Origin of the sequence: Dyella dinghuensis (assembly GCF_003977615.1) — a bacterium.
GTDB lineage: Bacteria > Pseudomonadota > Gammaproteobacteria > Xanthomonadales > Rhodanobacteraceae > Dyella_B > Dyella_B dinghuensis.
Genome location: NZ_RYZR01000002.1, coordinates 359416 through 380533 on the forward strand (window position 1 = coordinate 359416; position 21118 = coordinate 380533).

A 21118-nucleotide genomic window follows, 5' to 3' on the forward strand; every position below is an offset into this window, starting at 1 on the left:
CGTCTGCGGACGCCGTAACAGGTACGCTTGCGCGCGTCCGCATCGAGGCCGCCATGTCAGCCACTCCGCCCAGTTTCATCGTCGCCATTCCCGCGCGTTACGGTTCGACGCGTCTGCCTGCCAAGCCGTTGCGTTCCATCGGCGGCATTCCGATGGTCGTGCGTGTCGCGCAGCGAGCGTTGATGGCAGGAGCGTCGCAAGTGGTGGTGGCGGTCGACGATCAGCGCATTGCCGATGCCTTGCAGGGGCAGGGCGTCGACGTGTGCATGACGCGCGGCGATCACGCATCCGGCAGCGATCGTCTCGCCGAATGCGCCGCGCACTACGGCTGGGCCGCCGATGCCATCGTCGTCAACCTGCAAGGTGACGAACCCTTTGCTCCGCCTGCAGGCATTCGCGAAGTCGCACGCGCGCTGGCTGAGGACGATGCGCCCATGGCGACACTCGCCACACCGATCACCGATGCATACGAACTCTTCGACCCCAACGTCGTGAAGCTTGTGCGTGCATCGAACGGTCGCGCACTATATTTCAGCCGCTCGCCACTCCCTTGGGCGCGCGATGCATTCGCTACCAGCAAAGACGCGCTGCCTGCAGGGCTGCCGTTTCTTCGGCACATCGGCATCTATGCCTATCGCGCGGGATTCCTGCAGACCTACACCGGTTTGTCGCGCACGCCACTGGAACAAGCCGAATCGCTCGAACAACTGCGCGTGCTGGAACACGGCTATCCCATTGCCGCGCGCCTCACACCCGAGCCTTTCCCGCCAGGCATCGATACCGAAGACGATGTTCACCGCGCCGAAGCTTGGTTGAATCAGCAGCACCTATGATTCAGACCATTTTGTTCGTGTGCATGGGCAATATCTGCCGCTCGCCATTGGTCGAGGCGGTGGCGCGCAAGCATCTCGCTGATGCGGGATTGCAGGTCGAGGTTGCATCATGCGGCACGGGTGGCTGGCATGCGGGTGAAGCGGCCGATCCACGCATGCGGGAGGCCGCCGCATCCGCGGGTTACAACCTCGATCGTCATCGCGCCCGACAACTGCGGTCGACGGATTTTGACCGCTACGATCTTCTGCTCGCCATGGATCGGGACAATCTCAGCGAGATGCAGCGTGTATCCGGCTCGGCTTCCAGCGACCGCTCGGCCTTGTTTCTGGAATGGTCCGGTCTGCCGTCGCCGCTGGAATTTCCCGATCCATACTATGGCGAACGCGCCGGTTTCGCCGATTCGGTCATCCTCGCGGAGCAGGGCGTGCAGGGCTTGATCGAACGCCTGCGCCACGGCTGAATACGCGCCCGCCCAAGGGCATAAGAATCGCACCAAACGGGCTAGAATTACCTCATGCAGCCCGCTCCTTCGCAGGCCTTCGATGGCAAGGCCTTTGTTCGCACACTCACCACGTCGCCTGGCGTCTATCGTTACTTCGACGAGGCCGGCGAGTTGTTGTACGTCGGCAAGGCCGGCAATCTAAAAAAGCGCGTCAGCAGTTATTTCCTCAAGCCCCGCATGGAGCCGCGCATTGCGGCCATGGTGGCGCAGATTGCGCGCTGCGAGATCACCATCACGCGTACCGAAGGTGAGGCGCTGCTGCTGGAATCGCAGCTCATCAAGGCGCTCAAGCCGCGCTACAACATTCTGCTGCGCGACGACAAAAGCTATCCGTACATTTACCTCTCGGGTAACGAAGAATATCCGCGGCTCGCCTTTCATCGCGGCGCCCGCAATCAGCCGGGGCGTTACTTCGGGCCATTCCCTAGCGCCTTTGCCGTGCGTGAAAGCCTCAATCTCATGCAGAAGCTCTTTAAGGTGCGGCAGTGCGAGGACAGCTTTTTTCGCAATCGCTCGCGTCCGTGCCTGCAATACCAGATCGGCCGCTGCACGGGACCCTGTGTCGGATTGATCACGACGGACGATTATCGTAGTGACGTGCGCCATGTCGAGATGTTTCTGGAAGGCCGCAGCGGCGCAGTGATCGATGAGCTCGTCACATCGATGGAGCAGGCCAGCGCATCGCTGAATTTCGAACGCGCCGCGGCCGTGCGCGATCAGGTGGCGACGTTGCGCAAGCTGCACGCGCAAAACCACGTGCAGGGCGCCACGGCAGATATGGACGTCGTCGCGTGCCGCATCGAATCGGGCATCGCGTGCGTCAGCGTGCTGTTCTTCCGCAACGGCATCAGTCTGGGTACACGCGATTTCTTCCCGCGTCTTCCGCTCGACGCCGAGCCTGCCGACGTACTCGCGCAGTTCATCGCGCAGTACTACCTTGATCGCCCCGTGCCGCGCGAAATCATTCTCGGCGAAGACATTGCCGATATGGGCATTCTCGGCGAAATGCTCGCGCAGCAATCGGGCCACGCCGTCGATATCAAAACCCGAGTACGCGGTGAGCGTGCACAGTTCCTGCAGATGGCTGAGCGCAACGCGCAGGCGTCGCTGACATCGCGCATTGCCAGCCGTCAAACCTTGGGCACGCGCTTTGAGGATCTGCAAAACCTGCTGGGCCTCGACGAACCGCCGCGCCGCATCGAATGCTTCGACATCAGCCACACCCGCGGTGAAGCTACTGTGGCCTCATGCGTGGTCTTCGGTCCGGAAGGTCCGGAAAAATCGCACTACCGCCGCTTCAATATCGCGGGCATCACGCCCGGCGACGATTACGCAGCGATGCATCAGGCGCTCACTCGCCGTTTCCGCAAGGTGGCGGAAGGCGAGGGCGTACGCCCGGATGTTCTGCTCATTGATGGTGGCACCGGCCAAGTTAATCAGGCGCTCGATGTGCTGCGCGATCTGGGTATCACGGGCATCGAAATAATTGGCGTCGCCAAGGGCCCGGGGCGTCGCGCCGGCGAAGAAACGCTGATCCTGGTCAGCGCCGGTCGCGAGATACATCCCGGATCCACCTCCCCGGCATTGCATCTGGTGGCTGCCGTTCGCGACGAATCGCACCGGTTCGCCATCAGCGGTCACCGCAAGCGCCGCGAAAAGGCCCGTGAGCGCAGTGTGCTGGAAGACGTGCAGGGCGTTGGCGCGCGTCGCCGCACGGCACTCCTCAAGGCATTCGGCGGTTTGGCCGGGGTCGAGGCTGCGGGTGTCGAAGAATTAATGCAGGTCAAAGGGATTGATCGCGGGCTGGCCGAACGCATCTATGACGCACTGCACGCCTGATCGCGATTGATCAGAACATCCCTTCTCATGCGACACTGACGAAAACGGAAGAGGTTCATGCGCCGTATCAACCTGCCCACGTGGCTGACGCTGTTCCGCGTAGCGTTGCTGCCGGTGATGGTGCTGGTTTTCTACTTGCCGTTCAAAGGCCATAACCTCACCGCTGCCGTGGTGTTTGCCCTTGCTGGCGTCACCGACTGGCTCGATGGTTATCTGGCCCGCCGCCTGAACCTGACCTCAAAATTCGGCGCCTTTCTCGATCCGGTCGCGGACAAGCTGATGGTGGCCGTGACGCTCTTCATGCTGGTGGCCGATCACAAGGGGGATTGGTCGGGCATCGTTATGGCCATCACGTCGGCAGTCATTGTCGGACGTGAAATCAGCATTTCCGCGCTGCGCGAGTGGATGGCCGAAATCGGAATGCGCGCCACCGTGCGCGTGGCCTTTCTCGGCAAACTGAAAACGGGAATGCAGATCTTTGCCCTCATCGTGCTGATTCTTCAGCACGAAAAAGACGCCGAAGCGTTGCGGCTCTATCACATCGGCGAAGGGCTGCTGGTGATCGCCGGCATCCTCACCATCTGGTCGGGCCTGTACTACCTGCGTGCCGCGTGGCCCGCATTGCATGGGGACGACCCGGTTCTCACGCCCCAGCAGGATCGAAACGCTTGACGATCCCGTTACACACGTTAAAATGCGCGGCTCCGATGCGGGAATAGCTCAGTTGGTAGAGCACGACCTTGCCAAGGTCGGGGTCGCGAGTTCGAGTCTCGTTTCCCGCTCCAGATTCCAGACAGGCCCCAGGCGAAAGCCCGGGGCCTTGTCGTATATAAAGCTTTAAGAAAGTGCGGCAACTCGCTTAATTTGCTGGAAAAATAGCCAAGAAGGCTATTCACATCCCAGGCGATTCTGCTATAGTTACACGCTCCGATGCGGGAATAGCTCAGTTGGTAGAGCACGACCTTGCCAAGGTCGGGGTCGCGAGTTCGAGTCTCGTTTCCCGCTCCAGTTTCACGCAAAGCCTCGGCGCAACCGGGGTTTTGTTTTTAGGGGACGCGTGATCCGCTAAGATCGTGAATCCTAGCAATGGCCGGGTGGCAGAGTGGTCATGCAGCGGCCTGCAAAGCCGTGTACGCCGGTTCGATTCCGACCTCGGCCTCCATTGCGAACGTTGAAAAAGCGCCCTTGCGGCGCTTTTTCTTTGTGTATCAGGGACAGTCCGTGCCTAACTACGTGACATCCACTTTCCATGGAAGACTTCGGTTTCCTCATCCGCAGGAAACATCGATTCGACGCGAAGCTCTTGTGCGGCGACACTTTGTGGTGCGCCAACACTGGTCACCATCGAAAAATAGCTAAGAATCGTGCCGTCTTTATTAAACGCCATGGGAATCATCGGCAGATTCGGAGCCGATCCGACCGATCCGTGCAGCCGCCACGACGCATCAACACCGGGGTAGGCGAACAATTCATCGAGTAACGCATTGGTTTGTTCGTCGAGCACGCGCCCAACGGTTTCGCGATAGACGCGCTGGATGAGGCTTCTGGCTACCGTTTCCCAATCCACGACGAATGGCCGCATGCCGTCGGGATCAAACATGAGATGCAGCATATTGCGCGGCTCGGTACGCGCGGCCATGTCGATGAATGATCCAAAAAAACGTGGCGATGATTCGTTCGTGTTCAGTACGTTCCAATAGCGATCCATGACGATGGCGGGAAATGGATCGTGCTGGCGAAGCATGCGATCGAGTGCGCGGGTAATACCCTGCATCTCCTGCGCATTCCACGGCGCCTCCGAATAGACTGGCGCATATCCGGCGGCGAGGAAGATCGCGTTTCGCTCGCGTAGCGGAACATCCAGCGACTGCGCGATGCTGGACAGTGTCTGGCGGCTTGGCGCACTTCGGCCGCTTTCAATAAAGCTCAGGTGCCGCTGCGAAATGCCGGCATCCAGCGACAAACCCAACTGACTGGCGCCACGTACCTCGCGCCAGTGACGCAGGAGTGCCCCCAATTCATCGGGGAGATGTTTCTGGTTCGTACGAACAGTGCCCATTTGACTCTCCATTGCACGTGCATCGCACGATATCAACGATGGTCGTCGTGTATATGAGATGCGCCTGTTGCCCAGAGATCAACTGTCCCGAGCGGCCGCTTGTAATAGCGGCCTCCCGGTGACGATCAGTCAAGGGCTCAGGCTGCCGGTGCTTGCCAACGATAAGCCTGAAATGCTGCTTCCAGCGGCGGGTTGGTGACACTGCCCGTGTAGTTGGTGATGGTGGATGCGGCGACGATGCCGACAACCTCCAGAAGGTGATCCTTGCCGAAACCGGCGTCGAGGAATGCCGACATATCCTTATCGTTGAGATGCCCACGCTTTTCGATGAGCGTCCGTGCAAGCGTGGACAGGGCGGCATTCTTCGCATTCTTGGGAGTGCGCCGTTCGCGAATGGCGTCGACATCCGCCTCATCAACACCTTCTTTCACAGCCAGGAAGGAATGAAATGCCACGGCCCAGGAAGATGCATTGGTGACGGCATTGGTAAGCAAGACGATTTGAACTTGCTCTTCGGTAAAGCTGCCGCCGTGAACCTTGCCGAACAGTCCGACCAGGCTGCCAATCAGGACAGGCGACGTAGCCATGGCACCGACAAGATTCGGGATGATGCCAAACGTATTCTCCAGCGCATCGAGCGACGGCTTGGATTGTGCGGGGGCGGATTCGATGGTGTGAACGGGGAAGGCTGACATGGGGATGTCCTCGATGAATGAGCGCATCGGAATTGATGGCGTATACGAAAGATATTCATGCGAGTACCGCGCGCCAATTACCTGAGAGGTAATAAGCCGGCCGATTCCGGGCTCGGCTACTTCAGCGCTGATCCGGGCTCTAGCGCCAACATCAAGTAAGCACCCATTTGGCACACTTTTTTTTCCGCGGATTGGGGTAACTCACAAAAGTTGCTATGTTCTCTGCCGATAATCGAAGCAACCGCAAAAACTGACGAATATAGCCAAGGACATGCAACATGCTGGAAAAATTATGCGCGAGCGTGATCGCTGTTGTTCTGATTGGCGGCATCGTTCCGTCGCTGGCCCACGCGCAAGAAGCCAATACGTTGACTGCGCAGGAAAAGGCACAAGGTTGGCAGTTGTTATTCAACGGAAAGAATTTCGACGGCTGGCATTCCTACCTCCAGAAATCGCCCGGCAAAGATTGGAGGATCGACGATGGCGCCATCATGCTGGAACGCTCGCGCACCGGTGACGAGAAAGATTTTGCCGACCTGGTGACGGATGCCGAATACAGCAATTTCGATTTGAAGCTGGAGTGGAAGATGACACCCTGTGCAGACAGTGGCGTGATGTTCTACGTGCACGAGTCGCCCAAGTATCGAGAGACGTACGAAACAGGCCCGGAGATGCAGATTGCCGATCTGGTCTGCACCAAGCCCGACAGTCAGGTTCTTTACGAACGCTCGGGTGATCTGTTCGATCTCATGTCATCGGATGTCGAACGCGTGCATGAGGCGGGCAATTGGAATCAGTTCGAGATCATCGCCGATCACGGGCACATCCAGTTCTTCCAGAATGGGCACAAGGTGATCGACACCTATTTCTGGAACGACGACTGGCGAAAACTGATTACTCGTACCAAGTTTGCCCAATGGCCGGATTTCGGCACTTTCAAGACGGGGCATATTTCGTTGCAGGGAACCGAAGACAAAGGTGATCTGCCGATTCGCCTCTGGTTCCGGAATATCAAGTTGCGGCAGCTGTGACGAATACGGTTACCGGAAATAACAGGTTTTAGCTCAAGCCGTATTCTATGTTTGCAGCTTAAGTTGTTCGTGCAACGCCCGTGTATCAAATGAGAAGTGGAGTCTGCTAGGTGAAGCAACCCAAAGAGCTATTGAAAGCCGCCGATATCGAGGCGATGAGCGTCACACGTGCGGTCCATACCTTGAATCCCAACGCCATTCGACTCAGAAAGTCAGTGGGTGATGTCGTTGGTTTGACGCAACTCGGGGCTCACATCATCACCCTGATGCCTGGCCATGACTCCTCCGAATATCACCGGCATCTCTATGAGGAGGAATGTTTATACATTCTTTCCGGAAATGGCGAGGCACTTATCGACGAACAAGTTTGCAACGTAAGTGCTGGCGACTTTCTGGGCTTTCCCCGCAGAGGGGCTGCCCACGTCATTACCAACGCAGGCAGCGAACCTCTCGTGTTCCTAGTTGTTGGGCAACGGCTGGAACACGATGTCTGTGATTACCCACATAAGGGGGTGAGGCTTTACACGGCGGGCAAGGACGAGGCGTACACAAAACTCAAGGATAGTGATTGACGATAAAGCTCGCGAGCGGCTCACGCGAGGAACCCCGAGCTTATCGCCCGCCGGTATTGCGCTTTACCTCGGTGGATATGCCGTGAAGATGTAATCCTGCGAAGCAACGGCTGTGTGACATGCATACCCGCATTCCGGGCCGCTCACCGCCGGCTTGAGCATTTGCGTAGTTGGATCGTTCGAGAACTTCGCATAGGCCCATCCGTGGGTGTTCGGGAATCTCTTCGAGTCCTTCTCGATAAATGAAAGCGTCGCCAGGGTGTCCGGCACTTCAACGAAATAAGGCGACTTCGGATTCACCTTCTTGAGCCACTCGATTTTGACGATCTTGGACCCTTCGGGAAAAGGCTTTCCGTTACCTGGAATGCCGTCCTTATAGGCCTGAATCATGATGTCGTTTGCCAGAATCGCCTTGACGCTGGTTTTTGTTTCACTCACCGCAACGTCTTGCCACGACTCATAGCCCTTGAAGTCGGAGAACGCGAGTCCTCCGTTAGGTATCTTGAGTGTGGATCTGTCTTGCTCATCGTGCGCTGCAATCGTGACGCCTCCAACGATGCCTAACAATGCAACAAGCAATACGGCTATTCGAACGCTCTTGGGCCTCATCACAACTATCTCCTATCTGGTTCGCAAAGGTCGAACGATGGAGCGTACGCAGCGAGGCGGCGTCGATGCGCGGACGTTGGCTATAACACGCTAAGAGTTAACGACATGTCGCAGCGAGTGAAAAGGCTATTAAGTGCGATCTCAAATAATCGATCGCACAACACCACCATCGACGCGCACAGCAGCACCGGTAGTGGCTGATGCTTGTTCCGACGCAAGATACACACTCAGATTGGCTACTTCCTCCACCGTTGCCAGACGCTTGATCAACGATGTCGGTCGATGCGTCGCGATGAAGTCGCGTTCGACGTCTGCTTGTGTCACGCGTTTCTCGGCGGCGATTTTGCCGAAAAAGTCACCGACGCCTTCCGAACGCGTGGGACCAGGCAGGATTGCGTTGACTGTGACGCCGGTTCCAGCCAGCGTTTCTGCAAGACCGCGTGAAACGGCCAGTTGTGCAGTCTTGGTAGTGCCGTAATGCACCATCTCCGGTGGAATCTGCACGCCCGATTCACTGGATATGAACTGGATACGGCCCCAGCCGCGCTTGGCCATACCTTGTGCGTAATGACGCGACAGTCGAACGCCGCTCAGCACATTTACTTCGAAGAAGCGAAGCCATTCTTCATCAGGGATGTCGAAGAAGGCCTTCGGTTCGAAAATTCCCAGGTTGTTGACGAGGATATCGGTATCCGGCACCGCAGCGATCAATTGCTCGGCGCCTTCGCGTGTTCCAAGGTCGCCGGCTATACCTGACACTTTCGCATTCGGTACATCCTTCGCAATGGTTGCGAGTGCGGTATCGACGCGAGCCTGAGTGCGGCCAGTAACGACGACATGCGCGCCGCTGGCTGCCAGTCCGCTTGCAATGGCAAGACCAATGCCGGCTGTAGAGCCGGTGACGATGGCCGTTTTGTTGTGGAGTTCGATTCGCATAGAAAATTCCAATCTGCGTGATGGAAAAAAAGAGGCCGAACGTGTTTCAGATAGTGATCGTTCGGCCTAATTAAAGTGGGTGCGAGTTGCTGCGCGGTTTTGTCCGGAACATCACGAGGACTCAAATGGCTCGGTTGGACGCTTCTTCATCGGCTAGTGTCCGCTACCCGGAATGATCACAGCGTCTAAATCGGAGGCACTCAGAACAATGGTTCCAGTTCAAAGCTGGCTCATGCCGCCGTCGACAATCACTTCGGTGCCGACGATGAACGCCGACTCCAGCGCCGTCATATGCAATACCGTGGTTGCCAGCTCCTCGGGGGTGCCAAACCGGCCTAGTGGTACCTGGGCCTGTATCTGCTTGGCAGTGGCGTCCAGCGAAGTTTCATCCAGACCCAACTTGCCATAGATCGGCGTGCTGATCGGGCCAGGACTTACGACGTTCACGCGAACGCCTTGCGGCAACAGCTCAGCCGACAACGTTTTGGCGAGCGAAATCAATGCCGCTTTGCTTGCGGCATACACACTCGACGCCGGCATGCCAATGTGCGCGTTGATCGAACCGTTGATGACGATTGCTGCGCCTTTGTTGAGGATGGGCAATAGCGCCTGGATCTGGAAGTACGCGCCCTTCGTGTTGATGTCGAAGATCTGATCCCACAGTGCTTCATCCACATCAGCGAATGGGGCAAATTTCGCGATTCCGGCGTTGATGAAAACGGCATCGAGGCGGATACCTTTCTGGTTCAACACCTCAGCCAGATGCTTGGCGTCATGCAATGACGCCGCATCGCTGCGCAGTGCGACGACGTCGGTCGCGATCTCTGCAGCTGCCTTTTCCAGGGTTGCGGTATCACGGCCGGTGATGACGACGCGTGCACCTTCGGCCGCATAGGCCTTTGCAGCTGCCAGGCCGATGCCACTGTTGCCGCCGGTAACGAGTACGGTTTTGCCGTTGAAGCGATTCATGGTGTGCCCCTTTGAGGGAAGTGGTTGGGATGGACGTATCCTGCGCGCTCATTCCCGACTTGCCGTACCATCGCTTCGACGCACTCGTTCGAAGGTATCGAACATGTTATCCGACGAAGAATTGGCCTTGATTCAGGCGATTAGCGATAGCGGAAGCCTCACTCGGGCTGCCAATGCCTTAGGCAAAGCGCCATCAACCGTTTCGCACGCCGCCCGGCAGTTGGAGGCGCGCTTCGATGCGTTGCTGTTCGACCGTCGACGCTACCGATTGCAACTCACGCCGGCCGGCCAGTTGTTGGCACAGGAAGCGCAGCGATTGGCCCTGGATGTCTCGCGGCTCACTCGCCGCGTCAAGCAAGTGGCCAGCGGCTGGGAAGACCGGTTATGGATCGTGACGGACGAAATCCTGGAATTCGATACCTTCGTGCCGGTGATCCGCGCATTCGATACGTTGCAATCGGGTGTCGCGCTGCGCATCACGCATGAAGTTTTGAACGGCACGTGGGAGGCTCTACGCGATGGGCGTGCGGATCTGGTGATCGGCGCCACCAACGAACCTCCAGCCATCCCGAAGTTGCGATGGTTCGAACTGGGCGTTATGGAATGGGTGTTCGCGGTGTCACCGCGTCACCCTCTGGCGAAAGTCCGCGAACCACTGCAACAGGAACAACTGCTTCCTTATCGCGCCGTGGTCGTGGCCGACTCATCGCGCACCGTCGACCGTCGCGGATACGGTTGGTTGTCAGGCCAGCAGACCATGGCCGTACCCAGCATGCATGCCAAGATACGTTTACAGTGCGAGGGCCTGGGGATCGGCTGGCTGCCGCGCCGGCGCGTGCAGTCGTTACTCAAACAAGGGGAGCTGGTCGAAAAACGCGTCGCCGATGAGCGCGAACCCAATGTGCTTTATGTCGCCTGGCGCAGCGATCATGTAGGCCGCGCGATGGAATGGTGGCTATCACAGCTGCGGCAACCGCGACTTGCACAACGCTTGGTTCACGGTATAGATCGGCTGCAATAACAGCCGTAAAGGGGGCTTCGATGTGGCTCGAATTGCGCTAGGTGAATGCTACGCAACTCTATGATTTTAAATATTAAATGAATGCTTCTATCAGCCCTTCGAGCGCAAGGTTACCAAACCGCAACAAAGTATCCGCTAAGCCAACGCCGCTAGCCTTTAGGCGATACGGCAATAGGGCTATAGGCGTGCAGGTACGGTTGGTCAAGGCTTGGCTACATCGCGAGATAATTTTGAACGCACGCATGGCCTGCGCGATAGTGAGCGCGATGCTGGTTGCCGGCTGCGCAACGTATTCGCCGTTGCCGTTGGGTGACGGGCGGGGCGCGCAGGACGTTTCGCATCTTTCGGTCAATGTGGCCGACATGCCGTTGCCCGCGTTGCGCGAACATCGTTTCGACCCGTCGATGGGGCTCGATTCGACTGATGTCGCCATGCTCGCCGTCGCCAATAATCCCGACCTTCGCACTCAGCGCGATCAGTTGGGTATCGCTCGTGCGCAGGTATTTGAAGCCGGCTTGTTGCCCGACCCGCAGATTTCCGCAGGCAAGGATTTTCTGGCACATAAGCAGCCGGGGTTCACGAGTGCCTACAACCTCGGCATCAGCGAAGACATAACCAGTTTGCTGCTGCGTTCCACCCGCAAGGCCGCTGCAAAAGGGCAGGCCGAACAGGTTAATCTGGATCTGTTATGGGCCGAGTGGCAGACGGTGGCGCAATCGCGTCTGCTATTCAATCAGGTCATGTCGCTGCGCGCGCAGTACACGCAGTTGGCCGCTGAGCAGAACGCTTTGGCGCCGGTGGATGCGGATGTGCGCAAGGCGTTGCAACAGGGAAACCTGACGTACGACAGCGCGAGTGCTGGACTGAATGCTTATGCCGATGCCAGCAAGCGGTTGTCCGATTGCACCATTCAGTTGCATCAGGCGGAACATGATTTGCGCGTATTGCTGGGTTTGGCGCCGAATGCGCCACTCGATCTGGTCGGCGAACCTTACGTGACGTCGGCAACGCCGGAACAGGTGCAGCAAGCACTGGATGATCTGCCGCGTCGGCGTCCGGATCTTCTGGCCTTGCAAGCAGGATACAAGGCGCAGGAAGACACCTTGCGTGGCGCCATACGTGCACAGTTTCCGGCCTTGACGCTTGGTGTCGATCGTCAGCGCGATACGAGCGATGTGCTCACCAACGGTTTCACTCTAGGTTTGACATTGCCGTTGTTCGATCGCAATCGTGGCAACATCGCCATAGAGAAAGCGACGCGCCAACAGCTCAAGGATGATTACGAGGGCCGCGTACTCACCACGCGCAACGACATTCAACAATTGATGGCAGATGAGGAAACGCTGCAACGTCAACGCGACCTGCTGGATTCGCAGTCCAAGCGCCTGGACGAGGCACGCCGCGCCGCAGAAGTTGCGTGGCAAAAAGGCTTGCTGGACTGGCCGACGTATCTTTCCATTCGTGCAAATGCACTTTCCGCCGACATGGACTTCATCGCCGTACGCGATCAGCAATCGCAACAGGCGATCGCATTAGAAACCTTGCTCGGAAGTACCGAGCTGCAAACACCCAACGCCACAGCATCCACGCCATGATTCGATCCTTTCCCACGCGTATCGCGCTCGTCACGCTGTGTCTTTGGCTGTCCGGATGTGCAGCCGGTGGTGCTGGCGATGACGACGACAAGCCCGACGTCAGCGGTCAAGTGCTCGTGACCACAGCGGCGCCGGTAAACCAGACATTTCATGACACGATCGAGGCGTGGGGGACGGCGGCGGGTGATCCGCACCGCGCCACGGTGATCAGTCTCGGCCACGGCGGTCAGGTGACGGGTCTGGACGTAGCGGCCGGTCAAACCGTGCAGCGCGGTCAGGCACTGATTCATATTGCGCCCGATCCGGCAGCGCGTAACGCCTATCGGCAGGCGCAAAGCGCCATGGATCTTGCGAGCGGCGAATTGAAGCGCACCGAGCAGTTGGTGTCCCAGCATCTAGCAACGCAGTCGCAGCTGGCAACCGCACGCAAAGCATTGGACGATGCGCAGGCCGGGCTTGAAGCGCAGCGCGCATTGGGTGGCGGTTCTACGGACGAAGTGATCAGTGCACCAGCCGACGGCGTCGTTGTTGCGCTGAATGTGAATCTTGGCGATCGCTTCCAGGCTGATGCCGCGCTGTTGTCCTTTACTCCTTCTCACGGATTGATCGCGCGCTTGAGTGTGCAGCCTGACGATGCCGCAAAACTTAAAACAGGCATGCCGGTGCAGGTCGAAGGCGTGTATGGGGACGCCGATGCGTTGACCGGCCATGTCACGATGGTTGGACGCGCCGTCGATGCACAAACGCATCTGTTGCCACTCCAGGCCGATCTGCCGTCCAATGCGGGCGAAAGCCTCGTCGCAGGCTCCGCAGTGCGCGCAACGATTGAGACTGCCAGTTACAGCGCCTGGGCATTGCCGCGCGAAGCGGTATTGCATGACGACAAGGGTGATTATGTTTTTGCCGCGGATCACGATCACGCTAAACGTATCGACGTCACCGTAAAGCATCCCGAGGGAGACACGGTGGGTGTAGTAGGTCAGCTCGACGGCAAGACGCGCGTGATTGTGCTTGGCAGCTACGAACTTGACGACGGCGATGCCATCCGGGAGCAGCAGGAGTCGTCCAAGTGAGTGTCACTGCATGGATGCAACGCCATCGGCGTTCGCTGTTGTTTCTGGTTTTGATGTTGGCGATAGGCGGCATCGCAAGTGCCGTTTACATGCCGGTGGCATTGTTTCCGAACGTCGCCTTTCCGCGTGTGCAATTGACGATCGATGCTGGCGACCGTCCAGCCGATCAGATGGCGATTGCAGTCACCACGCCTATCGAAGATGCATTGCGACGCGTGCCCGGTGTGCGCGACGTGCGTTCCACCACCAGCCGCGGCAGTGCCGATATCGAAGTCACCTTCGATTGGGGCACGGACATGAGCCGTGCGTTGGGCGATGTGAATGCGGCGGCCAGTCAGGTTCTGCCCGAGCTTCCCGCGGGTACGCAGCTCAGCAGCCGGCGCATGGACCCGACCACGTACCCGATGCTTGCGTACAGCTTGCGCTCGCATACGGTGTCACCGAGCGCGCTGTACGATTTGGCGCAGTATCAGTTGCGCCCGTTGCTCAGCAGTATCCCTGGTGTTGCGCACGTCGGCGTGCAAGGTGGCGAAGTCGCCGAGTTTCACGCTGACGTCGATCCAGATCGCCTGCGTGCGCAGGACCTGAGCCTGACCGATGTCGCCAACGCCGTCAGTCACGCGGCGACTATCGAGGCGATGGGTCACGTATCTGATCACTACAAGCTGTATTTGCTGCTGGCTGAAAATCAGCCTTCCACTATTGCCGCGTTACGCGGCATCGTGGTTCGCGCGGATAGTCATGGCGTTGTACGGCTTGGCGATATTGCCGATGTGACGCTCAGCCACGTTCCACAGTGGATTCGCGTCACGGCCGACGGTCAGGACGCCGTGCTGATGCAGATCTTTCAGCAGCCTGATGGCAACAGCGTACAGATCGCGAGCGACGTCAAGCAGCGCCTGCACGATTATGCGGCGCAGATGCCCGCTGGCGTGCAGGTCGCCAACTGGTATGACCAGTCGCAGCTGGTGACGGGCGCGGCCGGAAGTGTGCGAGACGCGATTCTCGTCGGTATCGTGCTGGCCGGTCTGGTGCTTTTTGTCTTCTTGCGCAATACGCGCGTGATCATCGTTGCGATGCTCGTCGTGCCAGCAGTGCTGGCCATCACCGTCTTGCTGCTTCATGTGCTCGGCATGAGCTTCAACATGATGACGCTGGGTGGCATGGCGGCCGCGGTTGGCTTGATCATCGACGACGTCATCGTGATGCTTGAGCACATCATGCGGCGCCTGCGTGATGTGCGAGGCGAAGTCAGTGAACGTATCGCGCATGCGGCATGGGAATTCACACGGCCGCTGACGGGTTCCAGCGCTGCGACGGTCGTGATCTTTCTGCCGTTGGCATTTCTCACCGGTGTCACCGGTGCGTTCTTCAAGGCGCTGTCGTTGACGATGGCGAGTGCGCTGGTTATTTCGTATCTGCTGACATGGGTGGTCGTGCCCCTGCTTTCCGAGCGATTGCTTGACCGCAAGCATGTCGCCGATCATGCGCCAGGCAAATTCTCACAGCGTGCGATGACGCGGTATCAAGGCACCTTGCAACGTTGGCTCAAGCAACCGGTGTGGGTGTTGGTGATTGTCATTCCCTTGCTGGTTGTCGGTGTACTTGCATACAACCGTGTCGGTACCGGCTTTATGCCTGCAATGGACGAAGGCGGTTTCACCTTCGACTACATTTCCAAGCCCGGTACATCGCTGGAAGAAACCGGGCGTTTGCTCAATCAGGTCGAAGCGATCATTCGCGCCAACCCGTATGTGGACACCTATTCGCGTCGTACCGGCTTGCAGTTGGGCGATGGCCTGACCGAGGCCAACACAGGCGATATCTTCGTGCGCCTGAAAAATGGCTCGCGTCCGTCTACCGAAGATGTGATGAACGATATTCGCAAGGAGGCCGAGCAAAAGGTGCCGGGTCTCGATGTGGATGTATCGCAGCTGATGGAAGACATGATCGGCGACTTGGTTGCCGTGCCCGAGCCGATCGAAATTCAGCTCTACAGCGACAACGCAGATGAACTGAATGACACGGCACAGCATGTGGCCGACGCGCTTGGCAAGATCAATGGCGTGAATGGTGTGCTCAACGGCATCAATCCCGCAGGCGATGCGTTGACGATGACCGTCGATCCCGCCAAGGCAGCGTTGCAAGGTCTCGATCCTGCAGCGGTCACTGATCAGGTGACCGCCGCTATCGACGGTACGGTTGCGGCGCAATTGCCTGCCGAAGGCAAAGTCGTCGGCGTGCGCGTGCGATTGCCGGTGTCGTCATCCAAGCATCTGGAAGACGTGTCTGCATTGCCGATTCGCGCGGCCGATGGCCATCTGTTGCCGCTATCGCAAGTGGCGACGCTGCAAGTGGTGCAAGGCCAGCCGGAGATCACCCGCAACAACCTCAAACGCATGGTGGCGGTTACGGGTCGCATTGCGGGTCGCAGTATGGGCGCGACCATTGATGATGTGAAAGCCATGCTCGCCAAGCCGGGATTGTTGCCTAAAGGCATGTATTACCAGCTTGGCGGTTTGTACCAACAGCAGCAGGAAGCCTTTCGAGGGCTGACGGTTGTGCTGCTTGCCGCTATTGCGCTGGTATTTGCATTGCTTCTGTTTTTGTATGAAAGCTTTCGCATTGCGCTGGCCATCCTCGCCATGCCGTTGTTGGCGATGGGTGCCGTGTTTATCGGCCTATGGGTGACCGGGATAGAACTCAATATTTCCGCGATGATGGGCATGACCATGATTGTCGGCATCGTGACGGAAGTGGCGATCTTCTATTTCTCGGAGCTGGAAGAAACATCCGGAAAACTGCCGCTTCACGATGCATTGCTCGCCGCCGCACAGTTCCGCACGCGCCCGATCCTGATGTCGACACTCGCGGCCATTCTTACGCTGTCGCCGTTAGCATTAGCGCTGGGCAGCGGATCGCAGATGCAACAGCCGCTGGCTGTGGCCATCATCGCGGGCATGCTGGTACAGGTGCCGTTGGTCTTGCTGGTGATGCCCGTGCTGTATGCGACGCTTATGCGCCGGGGAAAATCCAGTCAGCCGGTGTGATGGTCTCGTGAGCACATCGGCCAGAGATAAAGCTTTGCCTTCTACGCAAAAATCATCACACTGATGGCATGAGTACTGCCATTGTCTGGTTCCGACGCGATCTTCGTCTAAGCGACAATCCCGCGCTTCATCAGGCGTGCGCCCATCATGCCGAGGTGGTGCCGCTTTATATCCATGCGCCGGATGAGGAGGGTGACTGGGCGCCAGGAGCAGCTAGCCGCTGGTGGCTGCATCACGCGTTGCAGGCGTTGGATGCTGAGTTGCGCGAACGCCACGGTTCCCTTCATATCCGCACGGGCGACAGTCTTAAGTCGCTCATTGAAATCGTAAAGCAAAGCGGTGCCGATACGGTTTATTGGAACCGCTTGTACGAACCGGCGTTTATTGAACGTGACAAGCGCATCAAAGCCGCGTTGCGAGAGCAGAGCATTGAGGTTCACAGCTTCAACGGCGCGTTATGGCAAGAGCCGTGGCAGTTGCTGACGAATGAAGAGCAACCTTATCGGGTCTTTACGCCTTACTGGCGTAAATTGCGCACCATGCTTGAAGAGACGGAACCTTTACCGGTTCCGTCTCCGCTTCGTGTTGCGTCAATCAAGAACGGCGTATCGCTTTCATCGCTTGAACTATCGCCGAAGATTGCCTGGGACCAAGGCATGCTCGAAGCGTGGACGCCTGGCGAGTCAGGCGCGCGCAGCATGCTGGAATTGTTCGCCGATGACGCCGTGAGTGACTACGCAACGGCGCGCGACCTGCCGGCACGGCACGGTACGTCTAGGTTGTCGCCGCATCTGCATTTTGGCGAGATATCGCCGCGGCAGATTCATCACGGCTTATCTAATCTGCTGCGAAAGCGCGATCCGAAAAAGCGGCCGGACATCGAGCCGTACCTGCGCGAATTGGGTTGGCGCGAATTTGCGCATTACCTGTTGTATCACTTTCCGAAGACACCCACGGAAAACTTCAATCCGAAATTCGAGCGCTTCAAATGGGCGCCTGCAAACAAGGTGCGACTCGAGCGTTGGCAACAGGGTAGAACAGGCATTCCGCTGGTCGATGCGGGTATGCGCGAGCTTTGGCATACCGGCTGGATGCACAATCGCGTGCGCATGGTAGTGGCCAGTTTCCTGACCAAGAATTTGCGCATCCATTGGCATCACGGCGCGCGTTGGTTTTGGGACACGCTGGTCGATGCCGACTTGGCCAATAACACGCTAGGTTGGCAATGGGTCGCCGGATGCGGAGCTGATGCGGCCCCGTATTTTCGTATCTTCAACCCGGTCACGCAGGCGCAGAAGTTCGATGCCAAAGGTGTTTATTTGCGCCGGTGGTTGCCGGAACTTCGCGACTTACCCGATGCATTGCTGCATGAGCCCTGGAAAGACGGTGAGTTGCTTAAACGCAGAGGTTATCCATCGCCGATGATCGATCTTGGCGAATCGCGCCAGGCGGCGCTGTACGCTTATCAAGCGTCGCGCGGTTGAACGTTGGTTTCGCTGACCGTTCGTCGTAGCAGCCACGCGAGAATCGGCGGCGTAACCATGGCTGTCAGTAACGACATTGCGACGATGATCGCGTACATCTGATCGTTGAATACACCAGCGGCAAGACCAAGGCTGGCAATCACCACGCCGACTTCACCACGCGGCACCATCCCGAAGCCAACAATGGCTGCGCCCATCCGGCCCAGTGACAGTGCGCCGAGAAAGCCACCCAGCAGTTTGGAGATGATCGCAATGACGGTGACCACGGCCAGTGCGATCAATGCATCCGCATTGGCAAGCTGATGTAGATCGATCTTGCTGCCCGTCAGGACGAAGAAGAATGGCGTGAGTAGTGCAAGCAACGGTTGAATCTGCTGTTCCAGCGTATGTTGCTGACGTGTCTCCGAAGCAATCATGCCGGCGAGGAAGGCGCCGATGATCGCCGCCAATCCGAACAGCGTGGATACGTAGGCGAGCCCCAGGCACAGCGCTAGCACGATCAATAAGGGCGAATACACACTGCGGGGCTTTTCAAGCCACGTCGAGTTCCAGCGCATGACGCGTGTGCCGCCCCAGCCGATGACGGCGATAAAGCCGATGGCGCCAGCGAGTACGGCGACTAGATGGAAAAGGTCGAAGCCTTCGCCGCCTTGCAACGACACGACAACGCCTAACAGCAACATCGCAAGGATGTCATCGATGACCGCCGCGCCAAGAATGACCTTGCTTTCTACGCGCTGCAGCACGCCCAGTTCCTGCAATACGCGGGCTGTAATGCCGGCCGACGTTGCGACAAATGCGGCAGCGACAAAAAGCGATTTGCCCCAGGGATATCCGCTTGCGTGCGCCCAGAAACCGCCCATGCCAAATGGCAGCAGCACGCCAAGTATCCCAACAAGCATCGCAGACTTGCCAACCTTCTTAAGATCTTCCAGCCGCGTTTCGAGACCGACGGAGAAGAGCAGCAGCACCACGCCAATCTCGGACAGCACATCCAGGGGCGTTCCGGAAGCAATCTGCTCCGGGGTAATCCAGCCAAGTAACGATGGGCCAATGACACAACCCGCAGCGATTTCACCCACCACGCCCGGCAATTTCAGTCGTTGCGCAATCTCGGCACCGAGCTGTGCCGCCACGAAGACGATAAACAGCGAGAGTAGAATTTCATTGGCATGGTGCATGGTCGGCATCCATCGATCATGAGCATTTGGGCCATGCTACTCGCTCAAGGGGTGGATGGGGCAGGCGTTTTCGGTGTCTTGTCGAGTCGGGCAAACACGCGGCTGGCGACAGCCGTGACGACAGCCAGCACGATGACGGTCCAGCGGAATGCGACCACGTAGGCATGACTACCCTGACCATGCAGGAATGCTTGCATCAGCAGGGTGGCCATCGCAATGCCGAAGCTCATCGAGAGGTATTGCGTAGTCGATGCCATGGACGACGCCATCGAGGCATATTTGACGTCCAGGTCCGTATAGATAAGCGTGTTCATGACCGTGTATTGCATGCCCATGAAACCGCCGTAGACGTACACCAGCAACGCAATCAGCGCCATCGGTGTTTCGGGGCCAAGCAGCGCGAACATCGCAATCGATAGCGCGACGATCAGCGTATTGGCGAACAGCAGGCGTCGATAGCCAAAACGGATAAGCATGCGATTGACCAGCCACTTCGCACTGATCGAGCCCAGCGCCTGCGGCACCATCATCAGGCCCGCCATAAGTGGCGACCATCCGCAGCCCACCTGCAGGAACAACACGATCAGCAGAAACATGCCGCTGACGCCCAGCCGTGTGAGCAAGTTGCCCGACAGCGCAACCCATACGCTGCGTACCCGCAGCAAGCGCAGATCCGCCACCGGATGATCCGTGCGGCGGCTATGCCAGACATAGGCGAATCCAAACAGGACAGCCATCACGACGAGCGAACCCATTTCAACCCAGCGGATGTTTTCGTCCGCTGCAAATTCCGACGCAGCCAGCAGCAATGCGGAGGCTGCCGCAAACAGCAGAAATCCGAACAGATCGAAACGATTGGCTGTATCCAGCCGGTATTCCGGCATTTCGCGGTGATTGAGCCACATTCCCACAATGCTTACCGGCACATTGATCAGAAAGATCAAACGCCAGCTCGTGTATTGCACCAGCACGCCGCCGAGCAGCGGCCCAAGCACCGAGCCAAGTAAGCCGAACGTTGCGACCGTGCTCATCACTTGGACGAAGTCGCGTTTGTCGATACTGCGAACCAGGACGTAACGACCCACCGGCATGAGCGCGGCGCCGCCACAACCTTGCAGCACACGCGCTAATACCAGTTCGGGAAGTGTCTGGGAGAGGCCGCATAACAACGAGCCGATGGCAAAGGTGCCGATGGCTACGCCAAATACGCGTCGCGTGCCGAAGCGGTCGCACAGCCAGGGGCTGGCCGGGATGAGGATCGCCAGCGTCAGCACATAACTGGTGAGCGCGCTGCGCATGTTCAGCGGCGTTTCGTTCAACGCGCTGGCGATGGCAGGGACGGCCGTGTTGACGATCGTGGAGTCCAGCGCCTGCATAAAGAATGCGGCAGACACCAGCCAGATCAGGCCAATGTAACGCTCCCGGGAGGCTCGCGTACCGATATCCGCGAGAGCCGCATCAGCGGTGGCGGTGGATACGGCAGGGGACGGCGGCATAGGCGTTATGATACCTGCTATGGCAGCTAATTGCTTGAACGCAGCCTTTCTGGCAACCATGGAACCCTGCAGAAAGGCACGCGTCTGACGTCGCTAACGGGCTGTACCTTGTTCGCCGCACGCTGATGTTCCAGGCACGACTTTCATCCGCAAACTCACGAATCGTTACACT

18 protein-coding genes and 3 tRNA genes are annotated in these 21118 nt (G+C 58.2%); 14 read left to right on the forward strand and 7 right to left on the reverse strand.

Going from position 1 to position 21118, the window contains the following annotated elements; genetic code table 11:
- Positions 1–53: 53 nt before the first annotated feature.
- From kdsB to EKH79_RS02720, 7 genes are all read left to right on the forward strand, one after another.
- Entirely contained in the window at positions 54–833 is a 780-nt protein-coding gene (gene kdsB / locus EKH79_RS02690) for a 3-deoxy-manno-octulosonate cytidylyltransferase (RefSeq protein WP_126672239.1), read from the forward strand.
- Positions 830–1294, forward strand: a complete 465-nt coding sequence (locus EKH79_RS02695; protein WP_233590145.1) for a low molecular weight protein-tyrosine-phosphatase — start codon at positions 830–832, stop codon at positions 1292–1294. The genes kdsB and EKH79_RS02695 overlap by 4 nt, the downstream gene beginning before the upstream one ends.
- A 54-nt stretch (positions 1295–1348) precedes the next feature.
- Positions 1349–3175, forward strand: coding sequence for an excinuclease ABC subunit UvrC (gene uvrC, locus EKH79_RS02700; RefSeq protein WP_126672240.1), 1827 nt, complete (start codon positions 1349–1351; stop codon positions 3173–3175).
- Positions 3176–3232: 57 nt separating this feature from the next.
- Positions 3233–3847 (forward strand): CDP-diacylglycerol--glycerol-3-phosphate 3-phosphatidyltransferase, encoded by a 615-nt coding sequence (gene pgsA, locus EKH79_RS02705; protein ID WP_126672241.1) that lies wholly within the window; start codon positions 3233–3235, stop codon positions 3845–3847.
- A gap of 37 nt (positions 3848–3884) precedes the next feature.
- Positions 3885–3960 (forward strand) — tRNA-Gly (locus EKH79_RS02710).
- A gap of 147 nt (positions 3961–4107) precedes the next feature.
- Positions 4108–4183: transfer RNA gene (locus tag EKH79_RS02715), tRNA-Gly, on the forward strand.
- An 80-nt stretch (positions 4184–4263) separates the two neighbouring features.
- Positions 4264–4337 (forward strand) — tRNA-Cys (locus tag EKH79_RS02720).
- 63 nt (positions 4338–4400) lie between these two features.
- Here EKH79_RS02720 and EKH79_RS02725 read toward each other — a convergent pair.
- Positions 4401–5234 carry a helix-turn-helix domain-containing protein gene (locus EKH79_RS02725; protein WP_126672242.1) on the reverse strand — a complete coding sequence of 278 codons (834 nt, stop codon included), beginning with the start codon at positions 5232–5234 and terminating at the stop codon, positions 4401–4403.
- 137 nt (positions 5235–5371) lie between these two features.
- The gene (locus tag EKH79_RS02730) at positions 5372–5929 is read right to left on the reverse strand and encodes a carboxymuconolactone decarboxylase family protein (protein ID WP_126672243.1); all 558 of its coding nucleotides are present in this window, start codon (positions 5927–5929) and stop codon (positions 5372–5374) included.
- A gap of 278 nt (positions 5930–6207) precedes the next feature.
- Here EKH79_RS02730 and EKH79_RS02735 point away from each other — a divergent pair, with 278 nt between their 5' ends.
- On the forward strand, positions 6208–6960 hold the full coding sequence (locus EKH79_RS02735; protein WP_126672244.1) for a 3-keto-disaccharide hydrolase: 753 nt from the start codon (positions 6208–6210) through the stop codon (positions 6958–6960).
- A 110-nt stretch (positions 6961–7070) separates the two neighbouring features.
- The gene (locus tag EKH79_RS02740; RefSeq protein ID WP_199754097.1) at positions 7071–7532 is read left to right on the forward strand and encodes a cupin domain-containing protein; all 462 of its coding nucleotides are present in this window, start codon (positions 7071–7073) and stop codon (positions 7530–7532) included.
- A 63-nt stretch (positions 7533–7595) separates the two neighbouring features.
- Here the strand turns inward: EKH79_RS02740 and EKH79_RS02745 are convergent, their stop codons facing one another.
- The 3 genes from EKH79_RS02745 to EKH79_RS02755 form a co-directional block, all read right to left on the reverse strand.
- Positions 7596–8141 carry a cytochrome P460 family protein gene (locus tag EKH79_RS02745; protein ID WP_126672245.1) on the reverse strand — a complete coding sequence of 182 codons (546 nt, stop codon included), beginning with the start codon at positions 8139–8141 and terminating at the stop codon, positions 7596–7598.
- Between the two features lie 141 nt (positions 8142–8282).
- Positions 8283–9077, reverse strand: a complete 795-nt coding sequence (locus EKH79_RS02750) for an SDR family NAD(P)-dependent oxidoreductase (protein WP_126672246.1) — start codon at positions 9075–9077, stop codon at positions 8283–8285.
- 219 nt (positions 9078–9296) lie between these two features.
- Positions 9297–10046, reverse strand: a complete 750-nt coding sequence (locus EKH79_RS02755) for an SDR family oxidoreductase (RefSeq protein WP_126672247.1) — start codon at positions 10044–10046, stop codon at positions 9297–9299.
- A 103-nt stretch (positions 10047–10149) separates the two neighbouring features.
- Between EKH79_RS02755 and EKH79_RS02760 the strand changes: the two genes are divergently transcribed.
- The 5 genes from EKH79_RS02760 (at position 10150) to EKH79_RS02780 (ending at position 18269) form a co-directional block, all read left to right on the forward strand.
- Entirely contained in the window at positions 10150–11067 is a 918-nt protein-coding gene (locus EKH79_RS02760) for a LysR family transcriptional regulator (protein WP_126672248.1), read from the forward strand.
- A gap of 242 nt (positions 11068–11309) precedes the next feature.
- On the forward strand, positions 11310–12662 hold the full coding sequence (locus EKH79_RS02765) for a TolC family protein (protein WP_126672249.1): 1353 nt from the start codon (positions 11310–11312) through the stop codon (positions 12660–12662).
- A complete protein-coding gene (locus EKH79_RS02770; protein ID WP_126672250.1) occupies positions 12659–13735 on the forward strand; it encodes an efflux RND transporter periplasmic adaptor subunit in 1077 nt (358 codons plus the stop codon). The genes EKH79_RS02765 and EKH79_RS02770 overlap by 4 nt, the downstream gene beginning before the upstream one ends.
- Positions 13732–16785 (forward strand): efflux RND transporter permease subunit, encoded by a 3054-nt coding sequence (locus EKH79_RS02775; protein ID WP_126672251.1) that lies wholly within the window; start codon positions 13732–13734, stop codon positions 16783–16785. Before EKH79_RS02770 ends, EKH79_RS02775 begins: the two co-directional genes overlap by 4 nt.
- Before the next feature lie 68 nt (positions 16786–16853).
- Positions 16854–18269: a cryptochrome/photolyase family protein gene (locus EKH79_RS02780; RefSeq protein WP_126672252.1), complete on the forward strand. Its 1416-nt coding sequence runs from the start codon at positions 16854–16856 to the stop codon at positions 18267–18269.
- Here the strand turns inward: EKH79_RS02780 and EKH79_RS02785 are convergent.
- Positions 18251–19450 (reverse strand): cation:proton antiporter, encoded by a 1200-nt coding sequence (locus tag EKH79_RS02785; protein ID WP_126672253.1) that lies wholly within the window; start codon positions 19448–19450, stop codon positions 18251–18253. The two genes, EKH79_RS02780 and EKH79_RS02785, sit on opposite strands and share 19 nt — an antisense overlap.
- A 44-nt stretch (positions 19451–19494) precedes the next feature.
- Positions 19495–21006, reverse strand: a complete 1512-nt coding sequence (locus EKH79_RS02790; RefSeq protein WP_233590147.1) for an MFS transporter — start codon at positions 21004–21006, stop codon at positions 19495–19497.
- Positions 21007–21118: the final 112 nt, after the last annotated feature.

Coding starts and splice junctions, on each gene's coding strand:
- EKH79_RS02730 (WP_126672243.1), bottom strand. CDS start 5,929: ATGTCAGCCTTCCCCGTTCACACCATCGAATCCGCCCCCGCACAATCC.
- EKH79_RS02765 (WP_126672249.1), top strand. CDS start 11,310: ATGGCCTGCGCGATAGTGAGCGCGATGCTGGTTGCCGGCTGCGCAACG.
- kdsB (WP_126672239.1), top strand. CDS start 54: ATGTCAGCCACTCCGCCCAGTTTCATCGTCGCCATTCCCGCGCGTTAC.
- EKH79_RS02695 (WP_233590145.1), top strand. CDS start 830: ATGATTCAGACCATTTTGTTCGTGTGCATGGGCAATATCTGCCGCTCG.
- EKH79_RS02745 (WP_126672245.1), bottom strand. CDS start 8,141: ATGAGGCCCAAGAGCGTTCGAATAGCCGTATTGCTTGTTGCATTGTTA.
- EKH79_RS02770 (WP_126672250.1), top strand. CDS start 12,659: ATGATTCGATCCTTTCCCACGCGTATCGCGCTCGTCACGCTGTGTCTT.
- EKH79_RS02735 (WP_126672244.1), top strand. CDS start 6,208: ATGCTGGAAAAATTATGCGCGAGCGTGATCGCTGTTGTTCTGATTGGC.
- EKH79_RS02755 (WP_126672247.1), bottom strand. CDS start 10,046: ATGAATCGCTTCAACGGCAAAACCGTACTCGTTACCGGCGGCAACAGT.
- EKH79_RS02750 (WP_126672246.1), bottom strand. CDS start 9,077: ATGCGAATCGAACTCCACAACAAAACGGCCATCGTCACCGGCTCTACA.
- uvrC (WP_126672240.1), top strand. CDS start 1,349: ATGCAGCCCGCTCCTTCGCAGGCCTTCGATGGCAAGGCCTTTGTTCGC.
- EKH79_RS02780 (WP_126672252.1), top strand. CDS start 16,854: ATGAGTACTGCCATTGTCTGGTTCCGACGCGATCTTCGTCTAAGCGAC.
- EKH79_RS02790 (WP_233590147.1), bottom strand. CDS start 21,006: ATGGTTGCCAGAAAGGCTGCGTTCAAGCAATTAGCTGCCATAGCAGGT.
- EKH79_RS02760 (WP_126672248.1), top strand. CDS start 10,150: ATGTTATCCGACGAAGAATTGGCCTTGATTCAGGCGATTAGCGATAGC.
- pgsA (WP_126672241.1), top strand. CDS start 3,233: ATGCGCCGTATCAACCTGCCCACGTGGCTGACGCTGTTCCGCGTAGCG.
- EKH79_RS02725 (WP_126672242.1), bottom strand. CDS start 5,234: ATGGGCACTGTTCGTACGAACCAGAAACATCTCCCCGATGAATTGGGG.
- EKH79_RS02785 (WP_126672253.1), bottom strand. CDS start 19,450: ATGCACCATGCCAATGAAATTCTACTCTCGCTGTTTATCGTCTTCGTG.